Origin of the sequence: Janthinobacterium sp. EB271-G4-7A (assembly GCF_020858075.1) — a bacterium.
GTDB classification, from domain to species: Bacteria; Pseudomonadota; Gammaproteobacteria; order Burkholderiales; family Burkholderiaceae_D; genus Janthinobacterium; species Janthinobacterium lividum.
In genome coordinates, this window is record NZ_JACYMI010000008.1 from 101,338 (window position 1) to 127,304 (window position 25,967).

General features: G+C 62.8%; 22 protein-coding genes, 3 tRNA genes and 1 pseudogene. 20 read left to right on the forward strand and 6 right to left on the reverse strand.

The window, feature by feature from the left end; genetic code table 11:
• The first annotated feature begins 177 nt into the window (after positions 1-177).
• The 20 genes and pseudogenes from IGS58_RS28510 (at position 178) to ahpF (ending at position 23,073) form a co-directional block, all read left to right on the forward strand.
• Complete coding sequence (locus tag IGS58_RS28510) at positions 178-2,331, forward strand: M3 family metallopeptidase (protein ID WP_070257803.1); 2,154 nt, start codon at positions 178-180, stop codon at positions 2,329-2,331.
• Positions 2,332-2,440: 109 nt separating this feature from the next.
• Complete coding sequence (locus IGS58_RS28515; protein ID WP_034780902.1) at positions 2,441-2,653, forward strand: VF530 family DNA-binding protein; 213 nt, start codon at positions 2,441-2,443, stop codon at positions 2,651-2,653.
• Between the two features lie 11 nt (positions 2,654-2,664).
• The gene (locus IGS58_RS28520; protein WP_034753883.1) at positions 2,665-2,943 is read left to right on the forward strand and encodes a DUF4404 family protein; all 279 of its coding nucleotides are present in this window, start codon (positions 2,665-2,667) and stop codon (positions 2,941-2,943) included.
• 281 nt (positions 2,944-3,224) lie between these two features.
• Positions 3,225-5,486, forward strand: coding sequence for a YgiQ family radical SAM protein (locus IGS58_RS28525; RefSeq protein WP_230523284.1), 2,262 nt, complete (start codon positions 3,225-3,227; stop codon positions 5,484-5,486).
• 291 nt (positions 5,487-5,777) lie between these two features.
• Positions 5,778-5,882: pseudogene (locus IGS58_RS29245) on the forward strand (zinc-ribbon domain-containing protein); the annotation flags it as partial.
• Between the two features lie 168 nt (positions 5,883-6,050).
• Complete coding sequence (locus IGS58_RS28535) at positions 6,051-6,815, forward strand: hypothetical protein (protein WP_139144207.1); 765 nt, start codon at positions 6,051-6,053, stop codon at positions 6,813-6,815.
• Between the two features lie 49 nt (positions 6,816-6,864).
• The gene (locus tag IGS58_RS28540; RefSeq protein WP_139144208.1) at positions 6,865-7,590 is read left to right on the forward strand and encodes a hypothetical protein; all 726 of its coding nucleotides are present in this window, start codon (positions 6,865-6,867) and stop codon (positions 7,588-7,590) included.
• 66 nt (positions 7,591-7,656) lie between these two features.
• Positions 7,657-8,772, forward strand: coding sequence for a zinc ribbon domain-containing protein (locus IGS58_RS28545; protein WP_139144209.1), 1,116 nt, complete (start codon positions 7,657-7,659; stop codon positions 8,770-8,772).
• Between the two features lie 8 nt (positions 8,773-8,780).
• On the forward strand, positions 8,781-9,860 hold the full coding sequence (locus IGS58_RS28550) for a zinc ribbon domain-containing protein (RefSeq protein ID WP_230523276.1): 1,080 nt from the start codon (positions 8,781-8,783) through the stop codon (positions 9,858-9,860).
• A 162-nt stretch (positions 9,861-10,022) separates the two neighbouring features.
• Positions 10,023-10,904: an EamA family transporter gene (locus IGS58_RS28555; protein WP_230523277.1), complete on the forward strand. Its 882-nt coding sequence runs from the start codon at positions 10,023-10,025 to the stop codon at positions 10,902-10,904.
• Between the two features lie 208 nt (positions 10,905-11,112).
• Positions 11,113-12,072: a sugar ABC transporter substrate-binding protein gene (locus IGS58_RS28560; protein WP_070257809.1), complete on the forward strand. Its 960-nt coding sequence runs from the start codon at positions 11,113-11,115 to the stop codon at positions 12,070-12,072.
• 79 nt (positions 12,073-12,151) lie between these two features.
• Entirely contained in the window at positions 12,152-13,702 is a 1,551-nt protein-coding gene (locus IGS58_RS28565) for a sugar ABC transporter ATP-binding protein (protein ID WP_230523278.1), read from the forward strand.
• Between the two features lie 17 nt (positions 13,703-13,719).
• Complete coding sequence (locus IGS58_RS28570) at positions 13,720-14,691, forward strand: ABC transporter permease (RefSeq protein ID WP_034780885.1); 972 nt, start codon at positions 13,720-13,722, stop codon at positions 14,689-14,691.
• 14 nt (positions 14,692-14,705) lie between these two features.
• On the forward strand, positions 14,706-15,764 hold the full coding sequence (locus IGS58_RS28575) for a LacI family DNA-binding transcriptional regulator (RefSeq protein WP_230523279.1): 1,059 nt from the start codon (positions 14,706-14,708) through the stop codon (positions 15,762-15,764).
• On the forward strand, positions 15,761-16,669 hold the full coding sequence (gene rbsK, locus IGS58_RS28580) for a ribokinase (RefSeq protein ID WP_034780880.1): 909 nt from the start codon (positions 15,761-15,763) through the stop codon (positions 16,667-16,669). Before IGS58_RS28575 ends, rbsK begins: the two co-directional genes overlap by 4 nt.
• 13 nt (positions 16,670-16,682) lie before the next feature.
• Entirely contained in the window at positions 16,683-17,075 is a 393-nt protein-coding gene (gene rbsD, locus IGS58_RS28585) for a D-ribose pyranase (protein WP_034780878.1), read from the forward strand.
• A gap of 134 nt (positions 17,076-17,209) precedes the next feature.
• Positions 17,210-20,053, forward strand: a complete 2,844-nt coding sequence (locus IGS58_RS28590; protein ID WP_230523280.1) for an EAL domain-containing protein — start codon at positions 17,210-17,212, stop codon at positions 20,051-20,053.
• Between the two features lie 170 nt (positions 20,054-20,223).
• A complete protein-coding gene (locus IGS58_RS28595) occupies positions 20,224-20,628 on the forward strand; it encodes a DUF3597 domain-containing protein (protein WP_034780875.1) in 405 nt (134 codons plus the stop codon).
• A 187-nt stretch (positions 20,629-20,815) separates the two neighbouring features.
• The gene (gene ahpC, locus IGS58_RS28600; protein ID WP_034753905.1) at positions 20,816-21,379 is read left to right on the forward strand and encodes an alkyl hydroperoxide reductase subunit C; all 564 of its coding nucleotides are present in this window, start codon (positions 20,816-20,818) and stop codon (positions 21,377-21,379) included.
• Between the two features lie 98 nt (positions 21,380-21,477).
• The gene (gene ahpF, locus IGS58_RS28605) at positions 21,478-23,073 is read left to right on the forward strand and encodes an alkyl hydroperoxide reductase subunit F (protein WP_034780871.1); all 1,596 of its coding nucleotides are present in this window, start codon (positions 21,478-21,480) and stop codon (positions 23,071-23,073) included.
• Positions 23,074-23,144: 71 nt separating this feature from the next.
• Here ahpF and IGS58_RS28610 read toward each other — a convergent pair whose 3' ends face one another.
• The 6 genes from IGS58_RS28610 to IGS58_RS28635 form a co-directional block, all read right to left on the reverse strand.
• Entirely contained in the window at positions 23,145-23,483 is a 339-nt protein-coding gene (locus IGS58_RS28610; RefSeq protein ID WP_176381305.1) for a CzcE family metal-binding protein, read from the reverse strand.
• 136 nt (positions 23,484-23,619) lie between these two features.
• On the reverse strand, positions 23,620-24,246 hold the full coding sequence (locus tag IGS58_RS28615) for an ATP-binding cassette domain-containing protein (RefSeq protein ID WP_230523281.1): 627 nt from the start codon (positions 24,244-24,246) through the stop codon (positions 23,620-23,622).
• Positions 24,237-25,334, reverse strand: a complete 1,098-nt coding sequence (locus IGS58_RS28620) for a hypothetical protein (protein ID WP_230523282.1) — start codon at positions 25,332-25,334, stop codon at positions 24,237-24,239. Before IGS58_RS28620 ends, IGS58_RS28615 begins: the two co-directional genes overlap by 10 nt.
• Positions 25,335-25,446: 112 nt before the next feature.
• Positions 25,447-25,523 (reverse strand) — tRNA-Asp (locus IGS58_RS28625).
• A gap of 57 nt (positions 25,524-25,580) precedes the next feature.
• Positions 25,581-25,656 (reverse strand) — tRNA-Val (locus tag IGS58_RS28630).
• Positions 25,657-25,873: 217 nt separating this feature from the next.
• A tRNA-Asp gene (locus IGS58_RS28635) sits at positions 25,874-25,950 on the reverse strand.
• Positions 25,951-25,967 lie beyond the last annotated feature (17 nt).

A 25,967-nucleotide genomic window follows, 5' to 3' on the forward strand; every position in this document is an offset into this window, starting at 1 on the left:
GGATTGGCGGCCATTTTTATTTGGAGTTTTTGATTGTAAACCGTGGTAAACCGCGCATTTGGCGTGATACACCACAGGATCGCCCATGTTGGATGACGCCTGTGTGACAGGCTGCTATGATCTGCCACTGGCCCGCGACGCGATCGCGGTTCTTCCCCGCGCTTCCTGAAAGATGTCATGATCCGTCCACAACTGCTCGTCATCGCCGCCAGCGTCATGCTGGCCCACGCCGCTCCGTCCGCCATGGCTGCCACCACCGCAAAATCCGCGCCCGCCGCTGCCGTCAGCGCCCAGAACCCCCTGCTCAAAGCCAGCCCGCTGCCATTCCAGATGCCGCAGTTCGGCTTGATCAAGGATGCGCATTATGCGCCGGCGTTTGCCGAAGGCATGAAACGCCAGTTGGCCGAAGTCAACGCGATTGCCAGCAACCGCCAGGCGCCCACGTTTGAAAACACCATCGTGGCCCTCGAGCGCACGGGGCAGCTGCTGCACCGCGTGCAAAGCATCTTCAGCAACATGACTTCCACCAACACGAACAGCGTGCTGGAAGCGGTGGAAGTGGACGTGTCGCCGAAGCTGGCCGCGCACGCCGATGCGATCACCCTGAATCCGAAACTGTTTACCCGCATCGACACCCTGTACGCCAAGCGCGACAAGCTGGGCCTCGACGCCGAATCCCTGCGCTTGCTGGAACGCTACCACACGGATTTCGTGCGCGCCGGCGCCAAGCTGTCCGATGCGGACAAGGAAAAATTGAAAGCCTACAACGCCGAGCAGGCGGGCCTGGAAACTGCCTTCGCGCAAAACGTGCTGAAGGAAACGAATGCCAAGAGCATCGTCGTCGACACGCGTCTTGAGCTGGCCGGCATGACGGACAGCGATATCGATACGGCCGCCTCGGCAGCCAAGGAGCGCGGCTTGACGGGCAAGTTCGTCATCGCCCTCGTCAATACCAGCGGCCAGCCGCCGCTGGCCGTATTGACGGATCGCAAGACGCGCCAGCGCCTGATGGATGCGTCGCTGAACCGCGGCAGCCAGGGCGGCGAGTTCGACAACCGCGCCATCGTGCTGAAGCTGGCCAAATTGCGCGCCGAACGGGCCACCCTGCTCGGTTACGCCAATTACGCCGCCTACTCGCTGGAAGACCAGACGGCCAAGACGACCACGGCCGTCAACACCCTGCTGTCGGAATTGGCGAAACCGGCCGTTGCCAACGCGCGCCGCGAAGCGGCCGACCTGCAGCAAGTGGTCGATGCCGAGAAGGGCGGCTTCCAGGTGGCGGCCGCCGATTGGGCCATCTACACGGACAAGCTGCGCAAGCAACGTTTCAATTTCGATGAAAACGAGCTGAAACCGTACCTGGAATTGAACAGCGTGCTGAACAATGGCGTCTTCTTTGCCGCCAATAAACTCTACGGCATCAGCTTCAAGCAACGCACTGATCTACCGGTGTATAACCCGGACGTGCGCGTCTACGATGTGCTCGACGCCAACGGCAAGCCGCTGGCCCTGTTCATCGCCGACTTCTATGCACGCGGCAACAAGCATGGCGGCGCGTGGATGAATGAATACGTGTCGCAATCGTCGTTGATGGGCACGCATCCGGTGGTGGCCAACCAATTGAACATTCCGAAGCCGCCCGCCGGCCAGCCGACCTTGCTGACGTTCGATGAAGTGACGACCATGTTCCACGAATTCGGCCATGCGCTGCACGGCATGTTTTCGAACGTGAAATACCCGCGCTTTGCCGGCACCAGCGTGCCGAGCGACTTCGTCGAGTATCCATCGCAAGTCAATGAAATGTGGGCCGTCTGGCCGGAAGTGCTGCAAAACTATGCCAAGCACTACCAGAGCGGCGCGGCGATGCCGCAGGAATTGCTCGACAAGGTCACGGCGGCAAAGAAATTCAACCAGGGTTTCATGACGACGGAATACCTGTCGGCGGCCCTGCTGGACCAGCGCTGGCACCAGCTGGCGCCGAGCCAGATCCCGACCGATGTGTTGGCCTTTGAGGCGGCATCGCTGAAGGATGCAGGCGTCGATTACGCGCCCGTGCCGCCGCGCTACCGCACCAGCTACTTCTCGCACAGCTTCTCCGGCGGCTACTCGGCAGCGTATTACGCCTACCTGTGGTCGGAAAAGCTGGACGCGGAATCGGTCAACTGGTTCAAGGAAAACGGCGGCCTGACGCGCAAGAATGGCGACTGGTTCCGCAGCAAATTGCTGTCGCGCGGCGGCAGCGTCGATGCGCTGCAACTGTTCCGCGACTTCCGCGGCCGCGATGCCACCGTGGAACCATTGCTGGAACGCCGCGGCTTGAACGCGAAGTAAGGCGTCCCCATCAGAAGCTTGCGTTGCGTTGACATGGCGCACGCAAGCTTTCCGTGCCGGCGGCGTAGAATTGAGTAAGATGTAAATAAGAAGGCAGTCGAAAGAGTATATGAGTCAGCAAGATTTGAATGGCATTACCCTGGAAGGTATCGTGACGCGCCTGCAAGCCCATTACGGCTGGGACGGCTTGGCCAAGCACATCGATATCAATTGCTTCATCAGCGATCCCAGCATCAAGTCGAGCCTGAAATTTTTGCGCAAGACCCCGTGGGCCAGGAGCAAGGTGGAACAGCTGTACCTGGACACGCAATTTACTGACTGACAGGAAAAAACATGGATAGCAAACTCAAGGAATCGCTGCAACAACTGCATTCGACACTGGAAACCAGCGGCCCCGTCGATGAAGAACTGCATGGTTTGCTGCAAAAACTCGATGTCGACATCAAGTTGCTGATGGAAAAGCGCGCCGCGCAGGAACAGGAAGAAGAATCGACCACCTATGGACTGGCCGAGCGGAGCCAGGAATTGTCGGCCAAGTTTGCCGTCAAGCATCCGAAACTGGAGCCGGCCTTACGCGAATTGGGTGAAATTCTCGCGAATATGGGGATTTGATCGGAGTCGATCGCTGTGCGCTGATCGGGGTCCGTCGCTACGTGATCGCAATGCGCCCCACTGGGGCGCGTTGCCCCGACGGGTCTGACCCCAAGGGCCTCTTTCTCCCAAGTAATTGAAAAATAAACGTTTTTTGTACTGAAATCCAACAGTAAAAAGCAGGCCGTCAGGTTGGAAATGGCCAATTCCGGTACAATCCGTACCCTATGAGCTCCCCTACCAATTTATTTGCGACCGTTCCCAAGCGGTCTGCCCGCGCTGCCGTGGCGCCTTTCCTGCCGATGTCGCGTGCCGAGATGGACGCGCTGGGCTGGGACCAGTGCGACGTCATCCTCGTCACGGGCGACGCCTACATCGACCATCCGAGTTTCGGCATGGCCCTGGTTGGCCGTCTGCTCGAAGCGCAGGGTTACCGAGTCGGCATCATCAGCCAGCCGGACTGGCTGTCGGCCGAAGCGTTCCGCATCCTCGGCAAGCCGCGCCTGTACTACGGCATTACCGCCGGCAACATGGATTCCATGGTCAACCAGTACACGGCCGACCGCAAGATCCGCTCCGACGATGCCTACACGGCGAACGCCGAACCGAACAAGCGCCCGGACCGCGCCGTCACCGTGTACGCCCAGCGCGCGCGCGAAGCGTATCCCGACGTGCCTGTGGTCATCGGCAGCATCGAAGCGTCGCTGCGCCGCATCGCCCATTACGATTACTGGTCGGACAAGGTCCGCCGTTCCGTCTTGCCCGATTCCAAGGCTGATTTGTTGATCTTTGGTAATGCCGAGCGGGCGCTGGTCGACCTGACCCATCGCCTGGCCGCTGGCGAATCGATCAAGGATATCCGCGACTTGCGCGGCACGGCCTTCATGGTGCCGTCCGGCTGGCTGCCCGGCGACGACTGGGGCGTGCACAATTCCACCCGCGTCGACGTGCCCGGCAAGATCGATCCGCACTACAGCCCGTACGAGATGGTGCAGGAAGACAAGACTGCCTGCGCCACGGAAAATGCCTCGAAATCGGCCGAAGTCATCAAGCCGATCCGCATCATGAGCCGCGAAGAGCGCCTGGCCATGGCCAAGGAAAAGCATGACAAGACGGTCGTGCGCCTGCCTGCCTACGACGTCGTCAAGGATGATCCCGTCATGTATGCGCACGCGTCGCGCGTGTTCCACCTGGAATCGAATCCCGGCAATGCGCGCGCCATGGTGCAGGCGCACGGCGAACGCGACGTGTGGCTCAACCCGCCGCCGCTGCCGCTGGCCATGGACGAGATGGATGGCGTGTACGACATGAACTATGCGCGCGCGCCGCACCCGAGCTATGGCAAGGCGCATATCCCCGCCTGGGAAATGATCCGCTTTTCCGTCAATATCATGCGCGGCTGCTTCGGCGGCTGTACTTTCTGCTCGATCACGGAACATGAAGGCCGCATCATCCAGAGCCGTTCGGAACCGTCGATCCTGCGCGAAATCGAGCATATCCGCGATAAAACCAAAGGTTTTACGGGCACCATTTCCGATATGGGCGGTCCGACGGCGAATATGTATCGCCTGGCGTGCAAGGAAAAAGAGATCGAAGTCTCGTGCCGCCGCCTGTCCTGCGTGTATCCGTCCATCTGCGTGAACCTGGGCACGGACCACAGCAAGCTCATTTCCCTGTACCGCAAGGCGCGTGCCATTCCCGGCATTAAGAAAGTCTTGATCAGCTCGGGCTTGCGCTACGACCTGGCCGTGCGTTCCCCCGAGTACGTCAAGGAACTGGTGACGCACCACGTCGGCGGTTTGCTGAAGATTGCCCCTGAGCACACGGAAGAGGGCACCTTGTCGAAGATGATGAAGCCCGGCATCGGCGCGTATGACGAGTTCAAGGAAATGTTCGACCGTTTCTCCCTGGAAGCGGGCAAGAAGCAGTATTTGATCCCTTACTTTATCGCCGCCCATCCGGGCACGACGGACACGGACATGCTGAATTTGGCCCTGTGGCTGAAGAAAAACAATTTCAAGCTGGACCAGGTGCAAACCTTCATGCCCACGCCGATGGCCATGGCGACGACCATGTATCACACACGCAAGAATCCTTTGCGCAAGGTGACGGCAGACTCGGAAGTGGTGGAAACGGCCCGCAGCGGCAAGATCCGCCGCACGCATAAAGCCTTCCTGCGCTATCAGGACCCGGCCAACTGGCCGATCCTGCGCGAAGCACTGGTCAACATGGGCCGTGGCGACTTGATCGGCAATGGCGACAAGCATTTGATCCCGGCCTGGACGTCGTCGGAATCGGGCGGCCTGGCCGCAGGCGAACGCAGCCGCCAGACGCATGGCGCCGGCACGCCGGACAAGTTCAAGGTCACGCCAGGCAAGAACCGTATCGCCCTGGGCGGCACGGCCGCCGCACCGAAGGCGAGCGCCGTCGAATCGAAGGTGCGTCCATCGATCTTGTCGACCATCAAGACCAAGGCCAAGCCGGCCGCCGTGCCGATGGGCCGTGGTAGCAAGCCGCCAGCCAAGGGCGGCCATCCCGCGCCGGCACGGGGCGGACGCAAGTAAGCCAGCGTCACTGTTCTCGGCACCTGGGGCATCCTCTCGAAACCCGGCAACGCGTACTGCGTTGCCGGGTTTTTTGCTATCTGCGCCCCGGGATGGCGTGGCGGCAAGCCTTGGCAGCAGGATTTTTACCAATATTTAAAAAATGAATAGAGCAAAAGGCAATTTTCCCTTGTGGCAACTCAGTGTTTGAAAATATACTCGTTGGATATTTAGCCGTACGGCAACAAAGCTGCCATTCTGGCAAGCGCCAGCGTACGCGCCACCCAGTGTTTAGATGAAAAGAGATGCCAATTGAAATGCCTTTCCTGCCAGGCCGAGAATAAGCCGGGCGCAAAATTCTGCTCTTCCTGCGGCACGACGTTTGCCGCCGCTCCTGCCGCCGTCCCGCTGCCGGGCAAAGCCTGTGGCCAATGCGGCCATGACTGCAAGCCCGATGCCAAGTTCTGCCCCAAGTGCGCATTCAGCTTTGCCGTGGCGCCAGTGGCATCGCCGGCACCGGTTTTTGAGCCGATTATTGATCCCATTCCTGCGCCGATTCCTGAGCCGATTCCTGAACCAGTGCGTGTGTTCGTTCCTGAGCCCGTGCCTGTGGCAGAAGTGGTCGCGGAAGCTGTCCCGGAACCGATTCCCGTTTCCATCCCGGCGCCTGTCGCGCCGCCGCCACCGCCCGTGCTGGAAAAGCGCCGTGCCGATCCCGTGCCTGCACCGGAACCAGAAGCCACTCCCGCACCCGTGGCAGACAGCGTTCCCGACACGCCGCTTGACAGCCAACCGGGCGGCAACCGCATGAAACTGATCGCCGCAGCCGTCGCCGCGGTGGTGCTGCTGGGCGGTGCTGGCGCTTACTATTTCTTGTCAGGCAAGCCGGCTGCACCGGCATCCGAACTCGCTCCAGCCTTGCCCGCGCTGGAAGACCCTGCGCCTGCCGCCGAGCAGCCGCTGGCCATCAGCGACCCTGCGCTCGATGGCGCCACGACGGCCGATTTTGCCGCGACACCTGCTGCGGAGCCTGAGCCTGAGCCAGCGGCAGCTCCCGCACCTGCTCCGGCGCCAGCGCCGGCACCGGCACCCGTCGTGGAAAAACCAGCCAAGCCCGTCAAGGTGACCCCGCCACCGGCGCCTGTCAAACAGACGACCGGCCTGGAAAGCGTCATCACGGACAGCCTGTCGGAAGCGAGCCATTGCATGAGCCAGCGCAAATACGACTGTGCCATTGCCAACGCGAATGCCGTGTTGCGCATGGACACGGGCAACCGCTACGCGCTCGATATCAAGCGCAAGGCGAAAGAAGCGCAGGACAAGGCGCTGTCGCAAATCCAGATCGAGTAAGCCGCGCTGCTTGCCTTCCATTCCTATTTTGATCTTTCCGGAGAATAACGTGAAAAACTTGAAACAAATTGCCAAGCCCATGGTGGCGATGCTGGTCGTGTCCTCGATGCTGGCCGGCTGCGCCGCGCCGGGCGGCCCTGGCGCCACCGGCAATACCACCACCGCAGGCACGGAAGCGGCCAGCGGCGAATGCAATACGGCCATGCTGGCCGGCATCGGCGCTGTCGTGGGCGGCTTGCTGGGCGGCGGCAACAACACCGTGCGCGGCGCGGCACTGGGTGCCAGCCTGGGCGCGCTTGCCTGCGTGGCCTTGAATTATCAAAGCCAGCAAGTCAAGACGGCGCAGCAGGTGCAGACCGACTACAAGGTGGCCAACAAGGGCAAGCTGCCCGAGCAGTCGACCCTGGTGAAGTACGAGACGGGCTTTACGCCATCTTCCGTGCGTCCGGGCCAGAAGGCGCAGACCAATTCGTATATCGAAGTGGCGGCCGGCACGCGCGATCCGAACCCGCTGGTGGAAGAGGAATTGAGCCTGTACAAGCCAAATGGCGAGCTGATCAAGACCGTGCGCAAGGTCGTCAGCAGCAATAACGGCAGCGGCGCCTACAAGGGCGGCTTCTCGATTCCCATGCCGGAAGGCGTGCCGCAGGGCATTTACCCGGTGCGCACGGCGCTGTACCTGAATAGCAAGCGTGTCGGCGGCCAGGACGTCAAGCTGCAGATCGTCCAGCGCCAGGCGCCCGCGAGCGAACTGCAACTGGCGCTCGCCTACTAACACCTTGGTACCACGGGGCGGCCCGGCATGCCGCTCCATTCCCGATTCATTTCCACTAGGCTTTACATGACCACTTCCACCGAAGCACATAACCCTCTTCCCTTTTCCTCCGCCGTGGGCTCGCTGATCGAAGCGACCGATGCCATCAAGAACTTCCGCGCGATTGCCCTGCTGGCCCTGACCTTCATCGGCGCCGTGCTTGTCGGTGGCGTGCTGGCGACGCTTGCCGGCGGCATGAGCAGTCCGCTGCTGGCCTTTTTCGGCGGCTTGATGGCCTTCCTCGTGATGTTCTACGGTTCCAACGCCGTGGGCATCCTGCTGATGCGCGATGCGCAAGGCCAGCCGGGCATGAGCCTGGTGGATGCCGTGCTCGTTTCGCTGTACACGAGCCACCGCCTGATCGCGGTCGTCTTCCTTGAATTCCTGATCGTGCTGGCGGCCATGATCGCCATCGCCATCATCTTGTTCGTCTGCAAGATCCCCGTGCTCGGCCCCGTGCTGTACACGGTTGTCTTCCCGCTGTCGGCCATCGTGCTGGGCGTGCTGGTGTTTGCGCTGTTCTACGTGATGCTGCCGCTGGCCGGTCCTGCCGCCTGGTCGGGTGCCAGCGTGTTCCAGATCATTGCCCGTCTGAACCTGATCGTGCGCACCAAGCTGGTGTCCGTGATTTTGCTGGAAGTGCTGCTGTTCCTGATCACCTCGTTTGTGGCCCTGCTGATCTTTGGTGTGCTCGGTACCGGCGTGTCGCTGACCAGCGGCATGTCCGCAGGCATCCTGGGCCTGGGCGGCCAGATGAATATGTATTCCCTGGCTTCGGGTCTGAGCGGCGGTTCCGGCTACATCATCGCAGCCGGTCTGGGCGGTGGCTTGCTGCTGGCGGCTGCGGCCGTAGTGCCTGGCCTGATCTTTACCAAGGGCGTGTGCATCATTTACCTGAACGCCACGCGCAATGTCGATTTCAGCGCCTCCGAAGCAAGCCTGAACGACGGTCTGGCGACGGTCAAGAAAAAAGCCGAGGAAGCGCGTGAACGCGCGCGCGCCCTGGCCGAGCAGGCGACTGCCCCAGCCGCACCTGCCACGCCGGCTGCCGCACCTGTTGACAGCCTGCAATGCCCAAGCTGCAAGGCACCGGTCGCGTCCGATGACGTGTTCTGCGGCGAATGCGCGCATAAACTCAAGTAAGGCATACCATGGCTCACTTCTGCACCAAATGCGGCACCGCCCATGTCCCCGGCGCGCGCTTCTGCGATGAATGCGGCAAGGCCGTGAACGCCGCAGCAGCCGCGCCGGCGCCCGCCGCGCCCGCCAAGCCGGCTGGTGTGCAGCGGCGCCACCTCATCCTTGCCGGCGGTGCGCTGGCGGTGCTCATCGTGGCCGGTGGCGCCCTGGCGTGGCTGCTGGCGCCAGAGGCGGCCTCGGCCAGCAGCTTCAGCCGCGCCATCGATACCCACCTGGCGGCCGACGAGGCGGCGCGCGACAAGCTGCTGTGCCTTACCAACTTGCCGTACCAGAAGGAAGAGATCCGCGTGGCCTCGTACGACACTTCTACCCGGCAATGGCTCGATATTCTCGTGCGTAGCGGACTGTACAGCGCTCCCGTGGAGCAAAGCAGCGGTGGCTGGGTTGCGCAATCGCAATTTGTCTACGCGCTGGCAGCCCCGGGCAAGGCGGCCTTGCGCGGCGACAAGCTGTGCGTGGCCAAGGGCGTGAAAGTGGCCAAGGTCAGCGGCTACGATCAGGTGCGCGACCTGGGCGCACAGCAAGTGGCGATGGCCAAGGCCACCCTGGCATTGACCGATGAGGCGGCATGGTTCGCCAAGTCGGCGGACCGCGCGCTGATCCTGCAACGCTTGCCGGATGGCGACCTGGAAGTGCGGTTGCCGCTGGCGCTGGTCGACAAGCAATGGCAAGTCATCGACGAAGCGCAGATGAGCCAGGCGGCCATGACCGGTGTGATAGGCACAGCGCCGGCCGGGCAGGGCGCGGGCATGCTGGACAAGCTGAAGAGCGCGTTCCGCTTTGGCGGCCACCCGGCGGTGGGGAAATGGCAGGCGGCGATGGGCAATGTCCTGGAATTTACAAGTGACAGCGTGATCAATAACGGGACGTCGACCAAAGCCACCTTCACCACCAAGGGCAATACCGTGACGATCACGCCGGAAGGCGCGGGCGAGGCGGCCATGGACATTATCGTTAGCGACGATGGCAGCACGGCGCAGATCAGCATGGGCGGCATGCGGGTGACGACCCTGCGGCGCATGCGCGATTAAGCGGCGATCCAGGCGGTGCAGCTTGCCGCCTCGTATCCTTCACAGAGCCCGGCCATGCCGGGCTTTTTTACGCTTGTCAGCCGGCGGCGCAGCGAATGGTTTATCTTGACATCAAGATAGTTCGCGCCCACACTGGCTTTATCTTAATATCGAGATAGTTGTATGGCCTCTTCCTCCGTCCGTCCCGCCTGGGGCGACATTCTGCTCACGGCGCTGGCGCCCCTGATCTGGGGTTCCACGTATATCGTCACGTCCGAACTGCTGCCGCCGGACCGGCCCTTCACGGCGGCCCTGATCCGCGTGCTGCCGGCCGGCTTGCTGTTGCTGCTGCTCATGCGGCGCCTGCCCGCGCGGCGCGACTGGATCCGCGTACTGATACTCTCCGCGCTGAATATCGGCGTGTTCCAGGCCTTGCTGTTCGTTGCCGCCTACCGCTTGCCGGGCGGCCTGGCAGCCGTGGTGGGGGCCATCCAGCCGCTGCTGGTGATGGGTCTCGCCTGGGGCGTGGAAGGGCGCCGTCCGGCCCGCCTGGCCTTGCTTGCCAGCGTGCTGGGCGTGGCCGGCATGGGCGTTTTATTGTTGTCGCCGCGCACGGTATGGGAACCCGTCGGCATCGCCGCCGCGCTGGGCGGCACGGCCTGCATGGCGGCCGGCACCTACCTGACGCGGCGCTGGAAGCCGGACTTGCCCGTGCTGGCGCTGACGGGCTGGCAATTGCTGCTCGGTGGCCTGATGCTGGCGCCTGTCGCCTGGCTGGCCGACGCACCGCTGCCGGCCTTGTCGCTGCAGCAAGTATTGGCCTACGCCTATCTGTGCCTGGCCGGCGCCCTGCTGGCGTATGCGCTGTGGTTCCGCGGCATCGCCAGGCTGTCGCCCGTGGCCGTGTCCTCGTTGGGACTGCTCAGTCCCCTGATGGCCGTCGTGCTGGGCTGGGCCGTGCTGGGGCAGGCCATGACGGGCTGGTCGATGCTGGGCTTGCTGCTGGTACTGGCAAGCGTGCTGGCCGTGCAGTGGGCCAGCGCCCGTCCCGCAACAAAGTCCTGACATCCGCGCATTTCCCCTCGGCAGGCTGATCGCATCAGCCTGCCGCTTTCCCTCTGGGCGCTCCTTTTTTGCTGCACCGCACATACAGTTTTGCTTGCACTGGTATGGGGCATTGAGGCACTATTCGCTTCGCGCAAACGTTTGCGCGCAACGAATTTCCTAAAAAGCATGCAGTACACGTGCTTGACCAACAACTCTGGAGACGCCCATGACATCCCGTATTCGCCTGAAAATGATTGCCGCCGCTGTCCTCGTGTGTGCCTTGCCCGCCGTGCCGGCGATGGCGCAGACGCCAGCCAAACCAAAGGTGGCATTGGTGATGAAGTCGCTCGCCAATGAATTTTTCCTGACCATGGAAAATGGCGCCAAGGCGCATCAGAAGGCGAATGCCGCCAAGTACGACTTGCTGTCGAACGGCATCAAGGATGAAACGGATACGTCGAGCCAGATCAAGCTGGTCGAGCAAATGATCGTTTCGCGCGTCAACGCGCTGGTGATCGCCCCGGCCGACTCGAAAGCGCTGGTGCCGGTGCTGAAGAAAGCCATCGACGCGGGCATCATCGTCGTCAATATCGACAACAAGCTCGACGCGGGCGCCCTGAAAGAGAAGGGCATTTCCGTGCCATTCGTCGGCCCGGACAACCGCAAGGGCGCCAAGGTGGTCGGCGATTACCTGGCCCAGCAGATCAAGAAGGGCGACCCCGTCGGCATCATCGAAGGCGTGTCCACCACCTACAATGCGCAGCAGCGCACCCTGGGCTTCCAGGACGCCATGACGGCGGCCGGCGCAAAAGTTGTCAGCGTGCAGTCGGGCCAGTGGGAAATCGCCCCGGCCAATACGGTGGCGGCCGCCATGCTGAACGCCAATCCGAATATCAAGGCTTTGCTGTGCGGTAACGACAACATGGCCATCGGCGCCATTTCCGCCATCAAGGCGGCCGGCAAGACGGGCAAAGTGCTCGTCGTCGGCTACGACAACATCAACGCCATCAAGCCGATGCTGGCCGATGGCCGCGTGCTGGCTACCGCCGACCAGTTCGGTTCGCAGCAAGCCGTGTTCGGCATCGAGACCGTGCTGAAAGCCCTGGCGCAGAAGAAGAAACAGGCCGAGCTTGGTGGCGTCATCGAAACCAAGGTCGAACTGGTCGCCAAGGGCGCCAAGTCCTGATCGTTTGATCCCGCCGGGGCCAGCGCCATAGCAACATTGCTGGCGCCGGCCCCGCCGTCTTTTTCCGCGGAGTTTTATCATGCCCACCGACATTCCCCCGGCGCCAGCCACCATTCCCCTGTTAACGCTCGACAACATCGGCAAGTCCTATGTCGGCCCCGTCCTCGGTGGCGTGGGTCTGCGCTTCGCCCCTGGCCAGGTGCTGGCGCTGACGGGAGAGAACGGCGCGGGCAAGAGCACGCTGTCGAAGATCATCTGCGGCCTGGAGCAAGCCACCACGGGCACGATGCTGCTCGACGGCAAGCCTTACCAGCCCGCTTCGCGCGGCGCCGCCGAAGCGCTGGGCATCCGCATGGTGATGCAGGAACTCAATCTGATTCCCACCCTGTCGATCGCGGAAAACCTGTACCTGAAAAACCTGCCGCAGCGTTTCGGTTTCATCGACCGTACGCGCCTGGAGCGCGACGCGCGCGAACAGATGGACAAAGTGGGCCTGGGCGGCCTCGACCCGTGGACTTTGGTCGGCGAACTGGGCATCGGCCACCAGCAGATGATCGAGATCGCGCGCAATCTGATCGGCGCCTGCCGCCTGCTGGTGCTCGACGAGCCGACGGCCATGCTGACGCACCGCGAAGTGGAATTGCTGTTCCTGCAAATCGAACGCCTGAAAGCCGAAGGCGTGTGCATCATCTACATTTCCCACCGCCTGGAAGAACTCAAGCGCGTGGCCGACCGCATCGCCGTGCTGCGCGATGGCCAGCTCGTGTGCGACGACGATATCGCGGGCCACTCCGCCGCCGACCTGGTCAGCCTGATGGTGGGCCGCTCGGCCGACGACGCCGTCGACTTGAGCGGCCGCACCATCGGCGCGCCGCTGCTGCGCGTGCGCGGCCTGGCGCGCGGCAAGGTGGTCAACCCGACCTCGTTTGACTTGCGCGCCGGCGAAATCCTCGGCATCGCGGGCCTGATCGGCTCGGGCCGCACGGAATTGCTGCGCCTGATCTTTGGCGCCGACCGCGCCGACGCGGGCGAGGTGTTCCTCGGCGACAGCGCGACGCCCGCCGCCTTGCACTCGCCGCAGGCCGCAGTGAAAGCCGGCATCGCCATGATCACGGAAGACCGCAAGGGACAAGGCTTGTTGCTGCGCCAGTCGATTGCCGTCAACACGACCCTGGCCTCGCTCGATACCGTCAGCGGCGCCGGCTGGCTCAACGATACGGCCGAAGCATCGGTGGCCGACGACTATATCCAACGCCTGGGTATCCGCTCGCGCAACAGCGCGCAAACGGTGGCCGAGCTGTCCGGCGGCAACCAGCAAAAGGTGGTGATCGCCCGTTGGCTGTACCGCGACTGCCCCGTGATGCTGTTCGACGAGCCCACGCGCGGCATCGATATCGGCGCCAAGTTTGATATTTATCAGGTGCTGGCCGAACAGGCGCGCCAGGGCAAGGGCCTCGTCATCGTCTCGAGCGACTTGCGCGAACTGATGCTGATCTGCGACCGCATCGCCGTCATGAGCGCGGGCAGCATCGTCGACACCTTCGAGCGCGGCGCCTGGAGCCAGGACGCCCTGCTGTCGGCCGCCTTCTCCGGCTATTTGACCCCCACTTCCACTCCAGCTGCGGCCTGATCGCCGGAAAGATTCCCATGACCACCAATTCCTCTCCTTCGTATCTGCAGCGCAGCCTGGCCGACCTGAAAAACTATGCGGGCCTGATCGGCGCCCTGGTCGCCATGTGCGTGCTGTTCTCGTTTGCCAGCGAAAACTTCTTTACCCTGGCGACCTTGAGCACCCTGTCGAACAACATCCCCACCCTGGTGGTGATGGCCGTCGGCATGACGTTCGTGCTGATCATCGGCGGCATCGATTTATCGGTCGGTTCCGTGATGGCGCTGGCCGCTTCCGTGCTGTCGCTGGCCGTCGTGCATTGGGGCTGGCCCGTGTGGAGCGCGGCCCTGCTGGGTATGTTCGTTGCCGCCCTGTGCGGCGCCACGACGGGCCTGATTTCCGTCGGCTGGCGCATTCCCTCGTTCATCGTCTCGCTGGGCGTGCTGGAAATGGCACGGGGCCTCGCGTATCAAGTGACGAATTCGCGCACGGAATACATCGGCAGCGCCGTTGACGGCATCAGTTCGCCGATCGCCTTCGGCCTGTCGCCCGCTTTCATCGCCTCGATCGCCATCGTTGTCATCGGCCACCTGGTGCTCACGCGCACGGTGCTGGGCCGCCACTGGATTGGCATCGGCACGAATGAAGAAGCCGTGCGTTTGTCCGGCATCAATACAAAACCGTCGAAAGTACTGGTGTTTGCCTTGATGGGCTTTCTCGCCGGCGTGGGCGCGCTGTTCCAGGTGTCGCGCCTGGAAGCGGCCGACCCGAACGGCGGCGTGGGCATGGAATTGCAAGTGATCGCCGCCGTCGTGATCGGCGGCACGAGCCTGATGGGTGGGCGCGGTTCCGTCATCAGCACCTTTATCGGCGTGCTGATCATTTCCGTGCTGGAAGCGGGCCTGGCGCAAGTGGGCGTGTCCGAACCCGTGAAACGCATCGTCACGGGCCTGGTGATCGTCGCCGCCGTGGTGCTCGACACCTACCGCCGCCGCGGCGAACGCGCCTAAGCGCCACATCGCCCATGGCAACCATCAAACAAGTGGCGCAGGCGGCGGGGGTGTCGTTTACCACCGTCTCGCACGTCCTCAACAATACCCGCCCAGTCAGCGACGAGGCGCGCCGCGCCGTGCTGGCGGCGGCGGAGGCACTGCATTACGTGCCCAGCGCGCTGGCGCGTTCCTTGCGCAGCCGCAGCACGGGCACTATCGGCCTGATCATTCCGAATAATACGAACCCGTATTTCTCGGAAGTGGCGCGCGGCATCGAGGACAGTTGCTACGCGGCCGGCTACAGCGTGATCCTGTGCAATTCCGATGACGACCCCGTCAAGCAGCGCGACTATCTGAACGTGCTGCTGACCAAGCGCTGCGACGGCCTGATTCTGTCCGCGCTGGCCGACAGCGATGGCGAATTGCTGCGCAAGATGAAGGTACCGGCCGTGCTGCTCGACCGCGCGCCCAGCGACCTGTCCATCGATGCCGTGGCCGTCGACAACCGCGCCGGCGGTGCCCTTGCCGCGCGCCATCTGCTGGGCCTGGGACGCCGGCGCCTCGCCTGCATTGCCGGTCCCCGTGAAGTGAGCATCTCCAACGACCGCATAGCCGGCGTGCGCGGCGCCATGGCGGACGCGGGCGTGGCTCTGGCCGATACGCTGTGCCTCCATAGCGATTTTACGAGTGCGGGCGGCTATGCGGCCGCGCTGGACTTGCTGGCGCTGCCGCCAGGCCAGCGCCCGGACGCCTTGTTCTGTTGCAATGACTTGATGGCCTTTGGCGCCTTGCGCGCCGCCGCCGAGCGCGGGATTGCCGTGCCCGTGGACCTGGCCGTCGTCGGCTTCGACGATATCGACCTGGCCAGCTTCGTGCATCCGGCCTTGACCAGCGTGGCGCAAAATACGCGCGAACTGGGCCGCATCACGGCCGCCTGCCTGCTGGCGCGCATCGCCGATCCCGCCTTGTCGCGCCAGCAGCGCAGCATTGCGCCGGAACTGCACGTGCGCGGCTCCAGCGTGGCTGCCGCAGTAACTTCTTCCGCACCTACTTCTTCACCTGCAACTGAACTGATGGGAATGACATCATGATCGTGGTTATCGGCAGCATCAATATGGACCTGGTCTTGCGCGTGCCGCGCATGCCCCTCCCCGGCGAAACCCTGACGGGCGGCGCTTTTCGCACCATTCCTGGCGGCAAGGGCGCCAACCAAGCCGTCGCCTGCGCCCGCCTGAGCGGCAAGGTGGCGGGCGCCCAGCAAGTGGCCATGGTCGGCTGCGTGGGCGACGACGCGTTCGGTACCACCTTGCGCGCGGCGCTGGTTGGCGACGGCATCATCGACAGCCACATCACGACCTTGCCGGGCGTGGCGTCCGGCATCGCTTCCATCCTGGTGGACGACAACGGCCAGAACAGCATCGTGATCGCCGGCGGCGCCAACGATCTGCTCAGCCCTGCGCACATCGACGCGGCGCAAGGCTTGATCGAACAGGCGGATATCGTCGTGCTGCAGCTGGAAACGCCGATGGCTACCGTCGTGCACGCGATCAAGCTGGCCCGTTCGCTGGGCAAGACCGTGGTGCTGAACCCGGCCCCGGCCGCCAGCCTGCCGGAAGGTGTGCTGGAACTGGTTGACTACCTGATCCCGAATGAAATCGAAGCGGCAATGCTGGCCGGCGTCAGCCCGGAAGGCGCGGATGCCAAGGCGCTGGCCGCCGCGCTGCAAAAGCTGGGCAGCGACAACGTCATCATCACCTTGGGCTCCAAGGGCGTGCACGCGGCCCTGTACGGCGGCGACTTCACCTTCCCCGCCGAAGTGGTGAAAGCCGTCGACACGACGGCTGCCGGCGACACCTTCATCGGCGGTTTTGTGGCAGGCCTGGCATCCGGCATGGACGAGGCGGAAGCGATCCAGCAAGGCCAGCGCGCGGCCGCCTGGAGCGTCACCAAGCCCGGCGCGCAAACGTCGATCCCCCACTTGCACGAGCTGTTCTAACGACACCACGCCCATGAAAAAATCACCGCTGCTCAATATCGCACTGTCGCAACTCATCGCATCGCTGGGCCATGGCGACATGCTCGTCATCGGCGACGCGGGCTTGCCGTCGCAACCGGGCGTGCCCCTGATCGACCTGGCCCTGACGCGCGGCATCCCCGGCTTCATCGATACCGTCAACACGGTATTAAGCGAAATGCAGGTGGAATACCATTTGCTCGCCAGCGAGTTGCCGCAGCATAATCCGGCCATGGCGGCGCAGGTGGCGGCCCTGGCTTTGCCCGATGCGCGCCAGGTGACGCACGACGAGTTCAAGCAATTGAGCAAGGGCGCGCGCGCCATCGTGCGTACGGGCGAGTGCAGTCCGTACGCCAACGTGATTTTGGTGGCCGGCGTCGTGTTCTAGCGCAAACAAACGCGAAATTGTTTGCCAAAAACATCAACGCTATTGTCCTCACTGAAATAATTATCCATCGGCAAAAGGGGCGGCTACAATAGCCTTACCCCTGCCAGCTCGGCAGCTTCCTGTGGTGTTCCGCCATGCCGATGAAAGCCCCCGACGCTTTCCGCTTTGTCTTGCCGCTCGCCGGCAGGCTGGCGCACGGCTGGCGCGGCTTTTTCCTCCTGCTGCTGTGCCTGGCCACACAAGCCCGGGCGCTGGAACCCGTTACCCTGCAACTCAATTTCACGCACCAGTTCCAGTTTGCCGGCTATTACGCGGCCATCGAGCAAGGCTATTACCGCGAGGCGGGGCTGGAGGTGAAGCTGGTCGAAGGCGGTGGCGGACGGCTGGCCGAGGCGGCCGTGCTGGCGGGCCAGGCCGAGTATGGCGTGGGCAACAGCACCTTGTTGCTCAGCCGGCTGGCGGGCAAGCCCGTGGTGGTGCTGGCCGTGGTGTTCCAGCATTCGCCCAGCGTGCTGCTGATGCGCCAGCATGGCGGCGCGCCCGACGTGCGCAAGCTGGTGGGGGCGCCCGTCATGATCGGTACGGCCGCCGACGTGGCGCTTGCGGCTGATGAAGTGTCGCTGTTCCTGGCGAAAATGGGCGTCGCGCCGCAGCAGATGCGCCACTTGCCGCCCAGCTACCGTATCGAGGATTTGATCGATGGCAAGGTCGATGCGATTGCCGCATATTCCACCAACGAACCGGATTACCTGGACCGGGCGGGCTTTTCCTACTACCAGTTTACGCCGCGCACGGCCGGCATCGATTTCTACGGCGACAACTTGTTTACCAGCGAGCACGAAATGCGCCGCCATCCCGAGCGTGTCAAAGCGTTCCGCGCGGCCAGCTTGCGCGGCTGGCAATATGCGATGGCGCACCGCGAGGAAATGGCGCGCGTGATTCTTGCCAAGTACAGCCAGCGCCACGACCGCGCGCACCTGCTGTACGAGGCGCAGCAGATGGAATTGCTGCTGCAGCCCGTGCTGGTGGAGCTTGGCTACATGAATCCCCAGCGCTGGCAGCACATCGCCGACACGTATGCCAGCATGGGCGTGCTGCCGCGCAATGCCACGGACAGCCGCGTCTACAAGGGGTTTTTGTACCGTGCCGTGCCAGGCGCCGATCTGGGCTGGCTGTACCTGTCGCTGGGCCTGGCGGGCAGCTTGCTGGCCGTGTCGGCCGCCTTTCACTTCAATAACCTGGCGCGCGAGCGCCGCCGCACGGAGGACACCATCCGCCAGGGAGAATTGCGCTTTCGCACCATCTTCGAAGAAGCGCCCATGGGCATCGCCCTGATCGATACCGTGAGCGGACAGTTTCTCGACATCAATCCGCGCTACCTGGCCATCAGCGGGCGCAGCCTGGAGCACATGAAGCAAACGAGCTGGATGGAAATCAGCCATCCCGACGATGTGGCCGGCGAGCAAGAGCAGGTGGCGCAGTTGCTGGCGCGCAGCCTGCAGGGCTTTCGCCATGCCAAGCGCATCGTGCGGCCCGATGGCGGCGTGGTGTGGGTCGACGCTTCCGTGACGGCCATCGCCACGGCGCGCCACGGTGGTCCGCACCACCTGTGCATGCTGGAAGACGTGACGGACAAGCGGCAAACGGAAGCGCTGATCTGGCAGCAAGCCAATTTCGATACCCTGACGCAATTGCCGAACCGGCGCATGTTCCACGAGCGCCTGCGCCAGGCGTTGGCCCAGGGGCGGCGCGATGCGAGCCGCGTGGCCATCCTGTTCATCGACCTCGACCACTTCAAGGAAGTCAACGACACCCTGGGCCACCACCAGGGCGATATCTTGCTGATCGAGGCGGCGCGGCGCATCCGCGTGGGCGTGCGCGAGACGGACACGGTAGCGCGCCTGGGTGGCGATGAATTCACGGTAATCCTGTCCGACCTTGATGATCTGCAGCAAGTTGACCGTATCGCGCGGCAGATACTCGATGGCTTGCTGGCGCCGTTTCTGCTGGGACAGGAGCAGGCGTTCGTCTCGGCCTCGATCGGCATCACCCTGTATCCGGACGACGCGGGCACGATCGAGGATTTGCTCAAGCAGGCGGACCAGGCCATGTATGTGTCGAAAGGGGCGGGGCGCAACCGCTACAGTTACTTTACGCCTGCCATGCAGGTGGCGGCCGTCAACCGCATGCGCATGGGCGCGGATTTGCGCACGGCCCTGCGCGAACAGCAGATGCAGCTGTATTACCAGCCCATCGTCGAGCTGCATAGCGGCAAGCTTGCCAAGGCGGAAGCCTTGCTGCGCTGGCACCATCCGCAGCGGGGTGTGGTCTGCCCGCCGGATTTCCTGGCGCTGGCCGAAAGCAGCGGCCTGATCGTGGAGATCGGCGACTGGGTGCTGCACACGGCGGCCGCGCAACTGCTGCACTGGCGCGCGCAGGGCCATGCCATCGGTTTGCCGGGGCTGCAACTGTGCCTGAACCAGTCGCCGCTGGAGCTGCAGCGCGAAGTGGAGGCGCCCGGCACCTGGCTGCGCCAACTGATGGCGCTCGATGTGCCGGCCTCGGCCATCGTGCTCGATATGCGCGAAGATGTACTTTTACCTAGCGGCAATAGCATGGCGCCCCGCCTGCAGCACTTGCGCGAAGCGGGCCTGCAGATCGCCCTCGACGACTTCGGCAGCGGCCACGCCTCGCTGACGCAGCTGCAGCAGTGCGGCATCGATTACCTGAAGCTCGATGGCGTGCTGGTGCGCAAGCTGGCGCCCGGTGCCAGCGAACTGGTGCTGTGCGAAGCCATCGTCACCATGGCCCACAAGCTGGGTTTGCAGGTCATTGCCGAAGGGGTGGAGACCGAAGAGCAGCGCGCGCTGCTGCTGGAGATCGGCTGCGATTTTGCGCAAGGCGAGCTGTTTGCGCCGCCGCTGACCATCGAAGCGTTCGATGCCCTGCTGCACGCGCAGCGGCCCTTGCACCCTTGAAACAGGCGTCGCATGTCACCAGATCTGACGCAAGCCTGCGGGACAGGGCTCCTGGCTTGAACGGGCTTATACTCGACGGGCTGGCGCCTGCGCCCGGCTTTGCTGTCACCGGTACCTACACCGGGTGCGCAGGCAATATTTCTTCCATTCACTCAACTCGAGGTGACCTCATGGGCATTTTCAGCAATATCTACAACAAGATCTTCCACCATTCGTCCGACGCTGCCCCGGCAGCCACGCCGGCCGCCGCCACGACAGCACCTGCCGCAGCACCGGCGGCCGCACCTGCACCTGCTGCGCCAGCGGCTGCCGTGCCCGTGGTGGACGTGGAAGTGGTGCTGGTCGACCTGGCCAGCAAGAACGCGGAAAAACTCAATTGGCGCACGTCCATCGTCGACCTGATGAAACTGCTTCAACTCGACAGCAGCCTGGCTTCGCGCAAGGAACTGGCGCAAGAGCTGCATTTCACGGGTGACACCAATGATTCGGCCAGCATGAATATCTGGCTGCACCGCCAGGTGATGATCAAGCTGGCGGAAAACGGTGGCAAGGTACCGGACGAACTGAAGAACTAAACACCTGGCGGTGGCAGGGGTATCCACTGTCACCGCTATCCAATCCTGTGGGAACTGCCTATCATGGAGTTCCCATGGCGTCGTGATAGCTAAAACTAATTGAAACTATTGCGACAATCAATTTTGCATATGGAATAAAACCCCTTACACTAGGGTCTTACTGATTCACCACACGAGAGGAAATGAAATGTCGCTGATCAATACCCAAGTTAAACCATTCAAGGCAACCGCTTACCACAATGGCAAATTCGTCGATCTGACGGAAGCGTCGCTGAAAGGCAAGTGGTCGGTATTCGTGTTCTACCCAGCCGACTTCACCTTCGTTTGCCCAACCGAACTGGAAGATCTGGCCGATCACCACGCTGAATTCCAGAAGCTGGGCGTCGATGTCTACGGCATCTCGACCGATTCGCATTTCGCGCACAAGGCATGGCACGACACCTCGGACGCGATCAAGAAAGTGCAATACGCACTGATCGGCGACCCAACGGGTACCCTGTCGCGCAACTTCGAAGTCATGATCGAAGAAGAAGGCATGGCACTGCGCGGTACCTTCGTCATCAACCCGGACGGTTTCATCAAAGTACTGGAAGTGCATGACAACGGCATCGGCCGTGACGCATCGGAACTGTTGCGCAAAGTTAAGGCAGCTCAATACGTTGCCGCTCACCCAGGCGAAGTTTGCCCAGCCAAATGGACGGAAGGCGCAGCAACCCTGACCCCATCGCTGGACCTGGTTGGCAAGATCTAAGTCTCGATGCAGCACGTAGCAAACAAGTAGTTACCGCGATGCCGGACCGGGCGTCCGGCCCGGCATTCGCCTAAATATTTGTAAAGGAAGAAAAAATCATGTTAGATGCAACCCTCAAAACCCAACTGAAATCCTACCTGGAAAAAGTGGTGTATCCGCTTGAGCTGGTCGCCTCTCTCGATGACAGCGCAAAAGCCCGCGAGATGAAGGAATTGCTCCAGGAGATAGTCCTGTTGAGCGACAAGATCACGCTGGTCGAGCGCCTTGACGCTGGCGTACGGGCCCCGTCGTTCAGCATCAACCGTACCGGCTCCGACATCGGCGTGCGTTTCGCCGGTGTGCCGCTGGGCCACGAATTTACCTCGCTGGTGCTGGCGCTGCTGCAAGTGGGCGGCCACACCATCAAGTTCGACGACGCCGTGATCGAGCAGATCCGCAACCTCGACGGCGATTACGAGTTTGAAACGTTTATTTCGCTCTCCTGCCATAACTGCCCGGAAGTGGTGCAGGCATTGAATGCCATGGCCGTGATCAACCCGCGCATCAAGGTCACCACCATCGATGGCGGCGTGTTCCCGAAAGAAGTGGAAGCGCGCCAGATCATGGCAGTGCCGATGATGTTCCTGAATGGCGAACACTTTGGCCAGGGACGCACGAATGTCGAGGAAATCCTCGCCAAGCTCGACACCAACGCCGGTGCACGCCAGGCGGAAGCGCTGAACAAGAAAGACGTCTTTGATGTACTGATCGTCGGCGGCGGCCCTGCCGGCGCGGCAGCGGCCATCTACGCGGCCCGCAAAGGCATCAAGACGGGCGTGCTGGCCGAGCGTTTCGGCGGCCAGGTGCTCGACACCCTTGCCATCGAGAATTTTATTTCGGTCAAGGAAACGGATGGTCCGAAGTTCGCCATGGCGCTGGAACAGCACGTCAAGGAATACGAAGTCGACATCATGAATACCCAGCGCGCCGCGAAATTGACGCCAGGCAAGTTGGTGCAGATTGAAACGGCCAATGGCGCCATCTTGAAAGCCAAGACCGTCATCCTCGCCACCGGTGCCCGCTGGCGCGAAATCAACGTGCCGGGCGAGAAGGAATACCGCAACCACGGTGTCGCCTACTGCCCGCACTGCGATGGTCCGCTGTTCAAGGGCAAGCGCGTGGCCGTGATCGGCGGCGGCAACTCGGGTGTGGAAGCGGCGATCGACCTGGCCGGCCTGGTGAAGCACGTGACCCTGATCGAGTTCGGCGCGGAACTGCGCGCCGATGCGGTGCTGCAACGCAAGCTGCACAGCTTGCCTAACGTGACCGTGATCACGTCGGCGCAAACGACCGAAATCCACGGCGACGGCAAGATCGTCAATGGCCTGAGCTACACGGACCGGGTCAGCGGCGAGTCGAAAAAGGTCGAGCTGGAAGGCGTCTTCGTGCAAATCGGCCTGGTGCCGAACACGGAGTGGCTGAAAGGCACGGTAGCGTTATCGCGCCACGGCGAAATCGAAGTCGATGCACGCGGCCAGACTTCGATCCCCGGCGTGTTTGCGGCCGGCGACGTCACCACGGTGCCGTACAAGCAGATCATCATCGCCACCGGCGAAGGCGCCAAGGCAGCTTTGTCCGCCTTTGACCACCTGATCCGCTCGGATGACGAGGAAGTGGTGGAAGAGTCTGCCGCCAAGGAAGCACTGACGGCGTAACTATTAGCCGTATCAAGAAAAACCGGAACTGCCGCAAGGTGGTTCCGGTTTTTTTTATGCATAGAAGAAACTTAGCTGCCCGCGTACAGCGGGTTGCCGGCCACATACACTTGAATCCCATCGACGGGCATGTCCTTCGGCGCGATCTCGGCCAGGGCGAAGACGGTCTTGTTGCTGAAGGTTTGCACGTGCCACGTAAAACGCTGGCCGGCGCGCGCGATGGTGACGGTTTCGCCGCGCGTGACGTTGATGTGGCGCGTGTCGGGCTGCAGGTCGATGCTGCGCTGGGCGGCGGCGTGCGGGGCGCTGCTGCCATAGTCGGCGGGCGTGCCTGTCGGACCGGCCGCGATGGCCGAGGCGGCGAAGGCGGCGCACAAAATCGCCAGGGCGCTGCGGTGGGTGTTCAACATAGTAATCTCCAAGAATAAGCCTGGCGCGGTGAATAAGCGCGCCGTGTTATGGGTAATGGCTGCACCGGGATCGCCGGATTTTGCAACACGGCATCGTAAGCTGTCCTTGGTCGATCTGCAAAGCTGTATTTCCTGTCTATATTTCCACCGTGGCCGCCAGCGGCACATCCGGCGCCAGGTGGCTGGTCAGCACGATGCACTGGCGCGCCAGGCGGGCGGGATCGGCCAGGCGCGCGCGCAGGTACAGCATGGCCGCCGCATCGAGGCCGTTGAACGGTTCATCGATCAGCAGCAGGCGCACGGGCAAGGCCAGGGCCAGCGCCAGTTGCAGTTTTTTATGCTGGCCCAGGGACAGGGCGTTGATGCTTTGCTGCAAGGTCGACGTCATGGCAAACGCGCTCAGCTCGTCGTTCAGCAGGGACTGGTCGCTGCCCGGATACAGGGCCAGGTGCAGGCCGAGAAATTCGTGCACTTGCAGCCAGGGCAGGGCGGGCGCGTCGCCGCCACAATAGAACGCTTGCGCGCGGTAGGCCAGCGGCATGAAACCGCTGTCGACGTCATCGAGGCGGATGGCGCCGCGCGCGGGCAGCAGGGCGCCGCCCGCCAGCTTCAGCAGGGTTGTCTTGCCGGCCCCGTTCGCGCCGCGCAGCCAGGTGATGCCGGGGCCGAATTGCAGATTGCAGCCCTGGAAGACGCTGTGCGTGGGGAAGTGGAAATCGAGGTGTTCGATCTGCAAGGTGGGGGACGACAGGTTCAATTCCATAATTCGCTTCCGATGGCGCTCAAGGCAAGGATGGACAGGACGACGAGGGCGACTCGGCCACGCGCCGTGAGGCGGGGCAGGCCGACGATGGCCAGCAGGGCCAGGCTGGCGGTGATGGCGTACACGCTGGTGACGCGCTGCCGCAAGGCGGCGGGATCGGTGGCGTACAGCAAGACGGCGCCTGCCAGTAGCACGGCAAACGGCGGTAGCAGGCTGGCCGTGCAGGCCAGGCGCGTCAAGGCCATGCTGGCCATGGGCCAGGCGTTCAGCGTGGGGCGCAGCACAGCAATCTGCTCGCGCACGGCCTTGTCGCCCCGGTCCGTCAGAATGACCAGGCTGGCGCTGGCCAGCAAACCGAGCAGTGGCGCAGGCACGAGCGGTGCGCGCAGCAGCCAGGCCAGTATGCTGGCGCCAGCCGTGGCCAGCAGCACGCTTTGCTGCAGGCCGATCACATTGTCATTGCGCCAGAATGGCAGCCAGAACAGCTGGCGCCACAGGTACGCGGTGCGCCAGCGGGGCCGTTGCGGCACGTACGTCGTCATCGTTGGCGGGCGCGCCCCTGCTGCGGGCCGCGGCGCGCGCAGGCGCTGCGCCACGATGAGCGTTGTCAACAGCCAGGCCAGCAGCCAGACGGCGATGGTGGCAGCGATGCCGGGTGCGGCAATCGGGCGCAGCCAGGGAGGCGACTGCGCCAGCCAGATGCTGGCCGAGACGGCATAGGCGAGGCCCAGCGGCAGCATCAGCAGGCCGGCCACGGCGACATCCGCTTGCCAGCGCAGGCGCGGCGGCAAGGGCAGCTGGCGCAGCCAGGCGGCGAGGGGGGCCGGCAACAATCGCTTGCGCAGCAGCCAGGCGGGCAGGCATGTGAACAACGCTTGCGCGCCCAGCAGGCCCAGGGCGGCGGGCCAGGGCAGGCCCACGGCGAGAAAGCCGGGCAAGGCGATGACGCTGAGTAAGCCCAGCAAGACGGGGCCGGCCAGGAAAAAGAAGATTTCCATGGAACTGGTCAGGCTGGCGGCAAATTGCAGCAAAGCATGATGGGCCAGGCGCAGCCGCAGAGCGATATAGGGATGAGTACTACGGGGCAAGCGCATCGAGGCAGGAGCGGCAGAGTCAGCAGGAGCGCTGATTCTAGAGCATTTGTGGTCCCGGAATGGGAAAAGCCCTTCGGTTCTGGGAACCAAAGGGCTTTTCTTTTATTGGCGGAGCGGACGGGACTCGAACCCGCGACCCCCGACGTGACAGGCCGGTATTCTAACCAACTGAACTACCACTCCAAGCTCGTATGATCTGTGTTGCTGATCCATGAAGCACTGGATAATTTTCTGTATTGGTGGTGGGTGCTGAGAGGCTCGAACTCCCGACCTACGCCTTGTAAGGGCGCCGCTCTACCAACTGAGCTAAGCACCCGCATACCCAGAAAACTATCCCGACGTTTGTCACCACGTCTGGAAGAGGCACTATTATAGGGGGCGCTTTCCCCCTTGCGCAACTATTCTTATGGGATAAAAGCTTTTTTTTGCTGAAAAACGCAAAAATATTCGGGGCGAGGGAGGGTTGACGCTTTTTCTGCTTCTGAAATGGGAAAAGCCCTTCGGTTCAGAGAACCAAAGGGCTTTTCTTTTATTGGCGGAGCGGACGGGACTCGAACCCGCGACCCCCGACGTGACAGGCCGGTATTCTAACCAACTGAACTACCACTCCAAGCTCGTATGATCTGT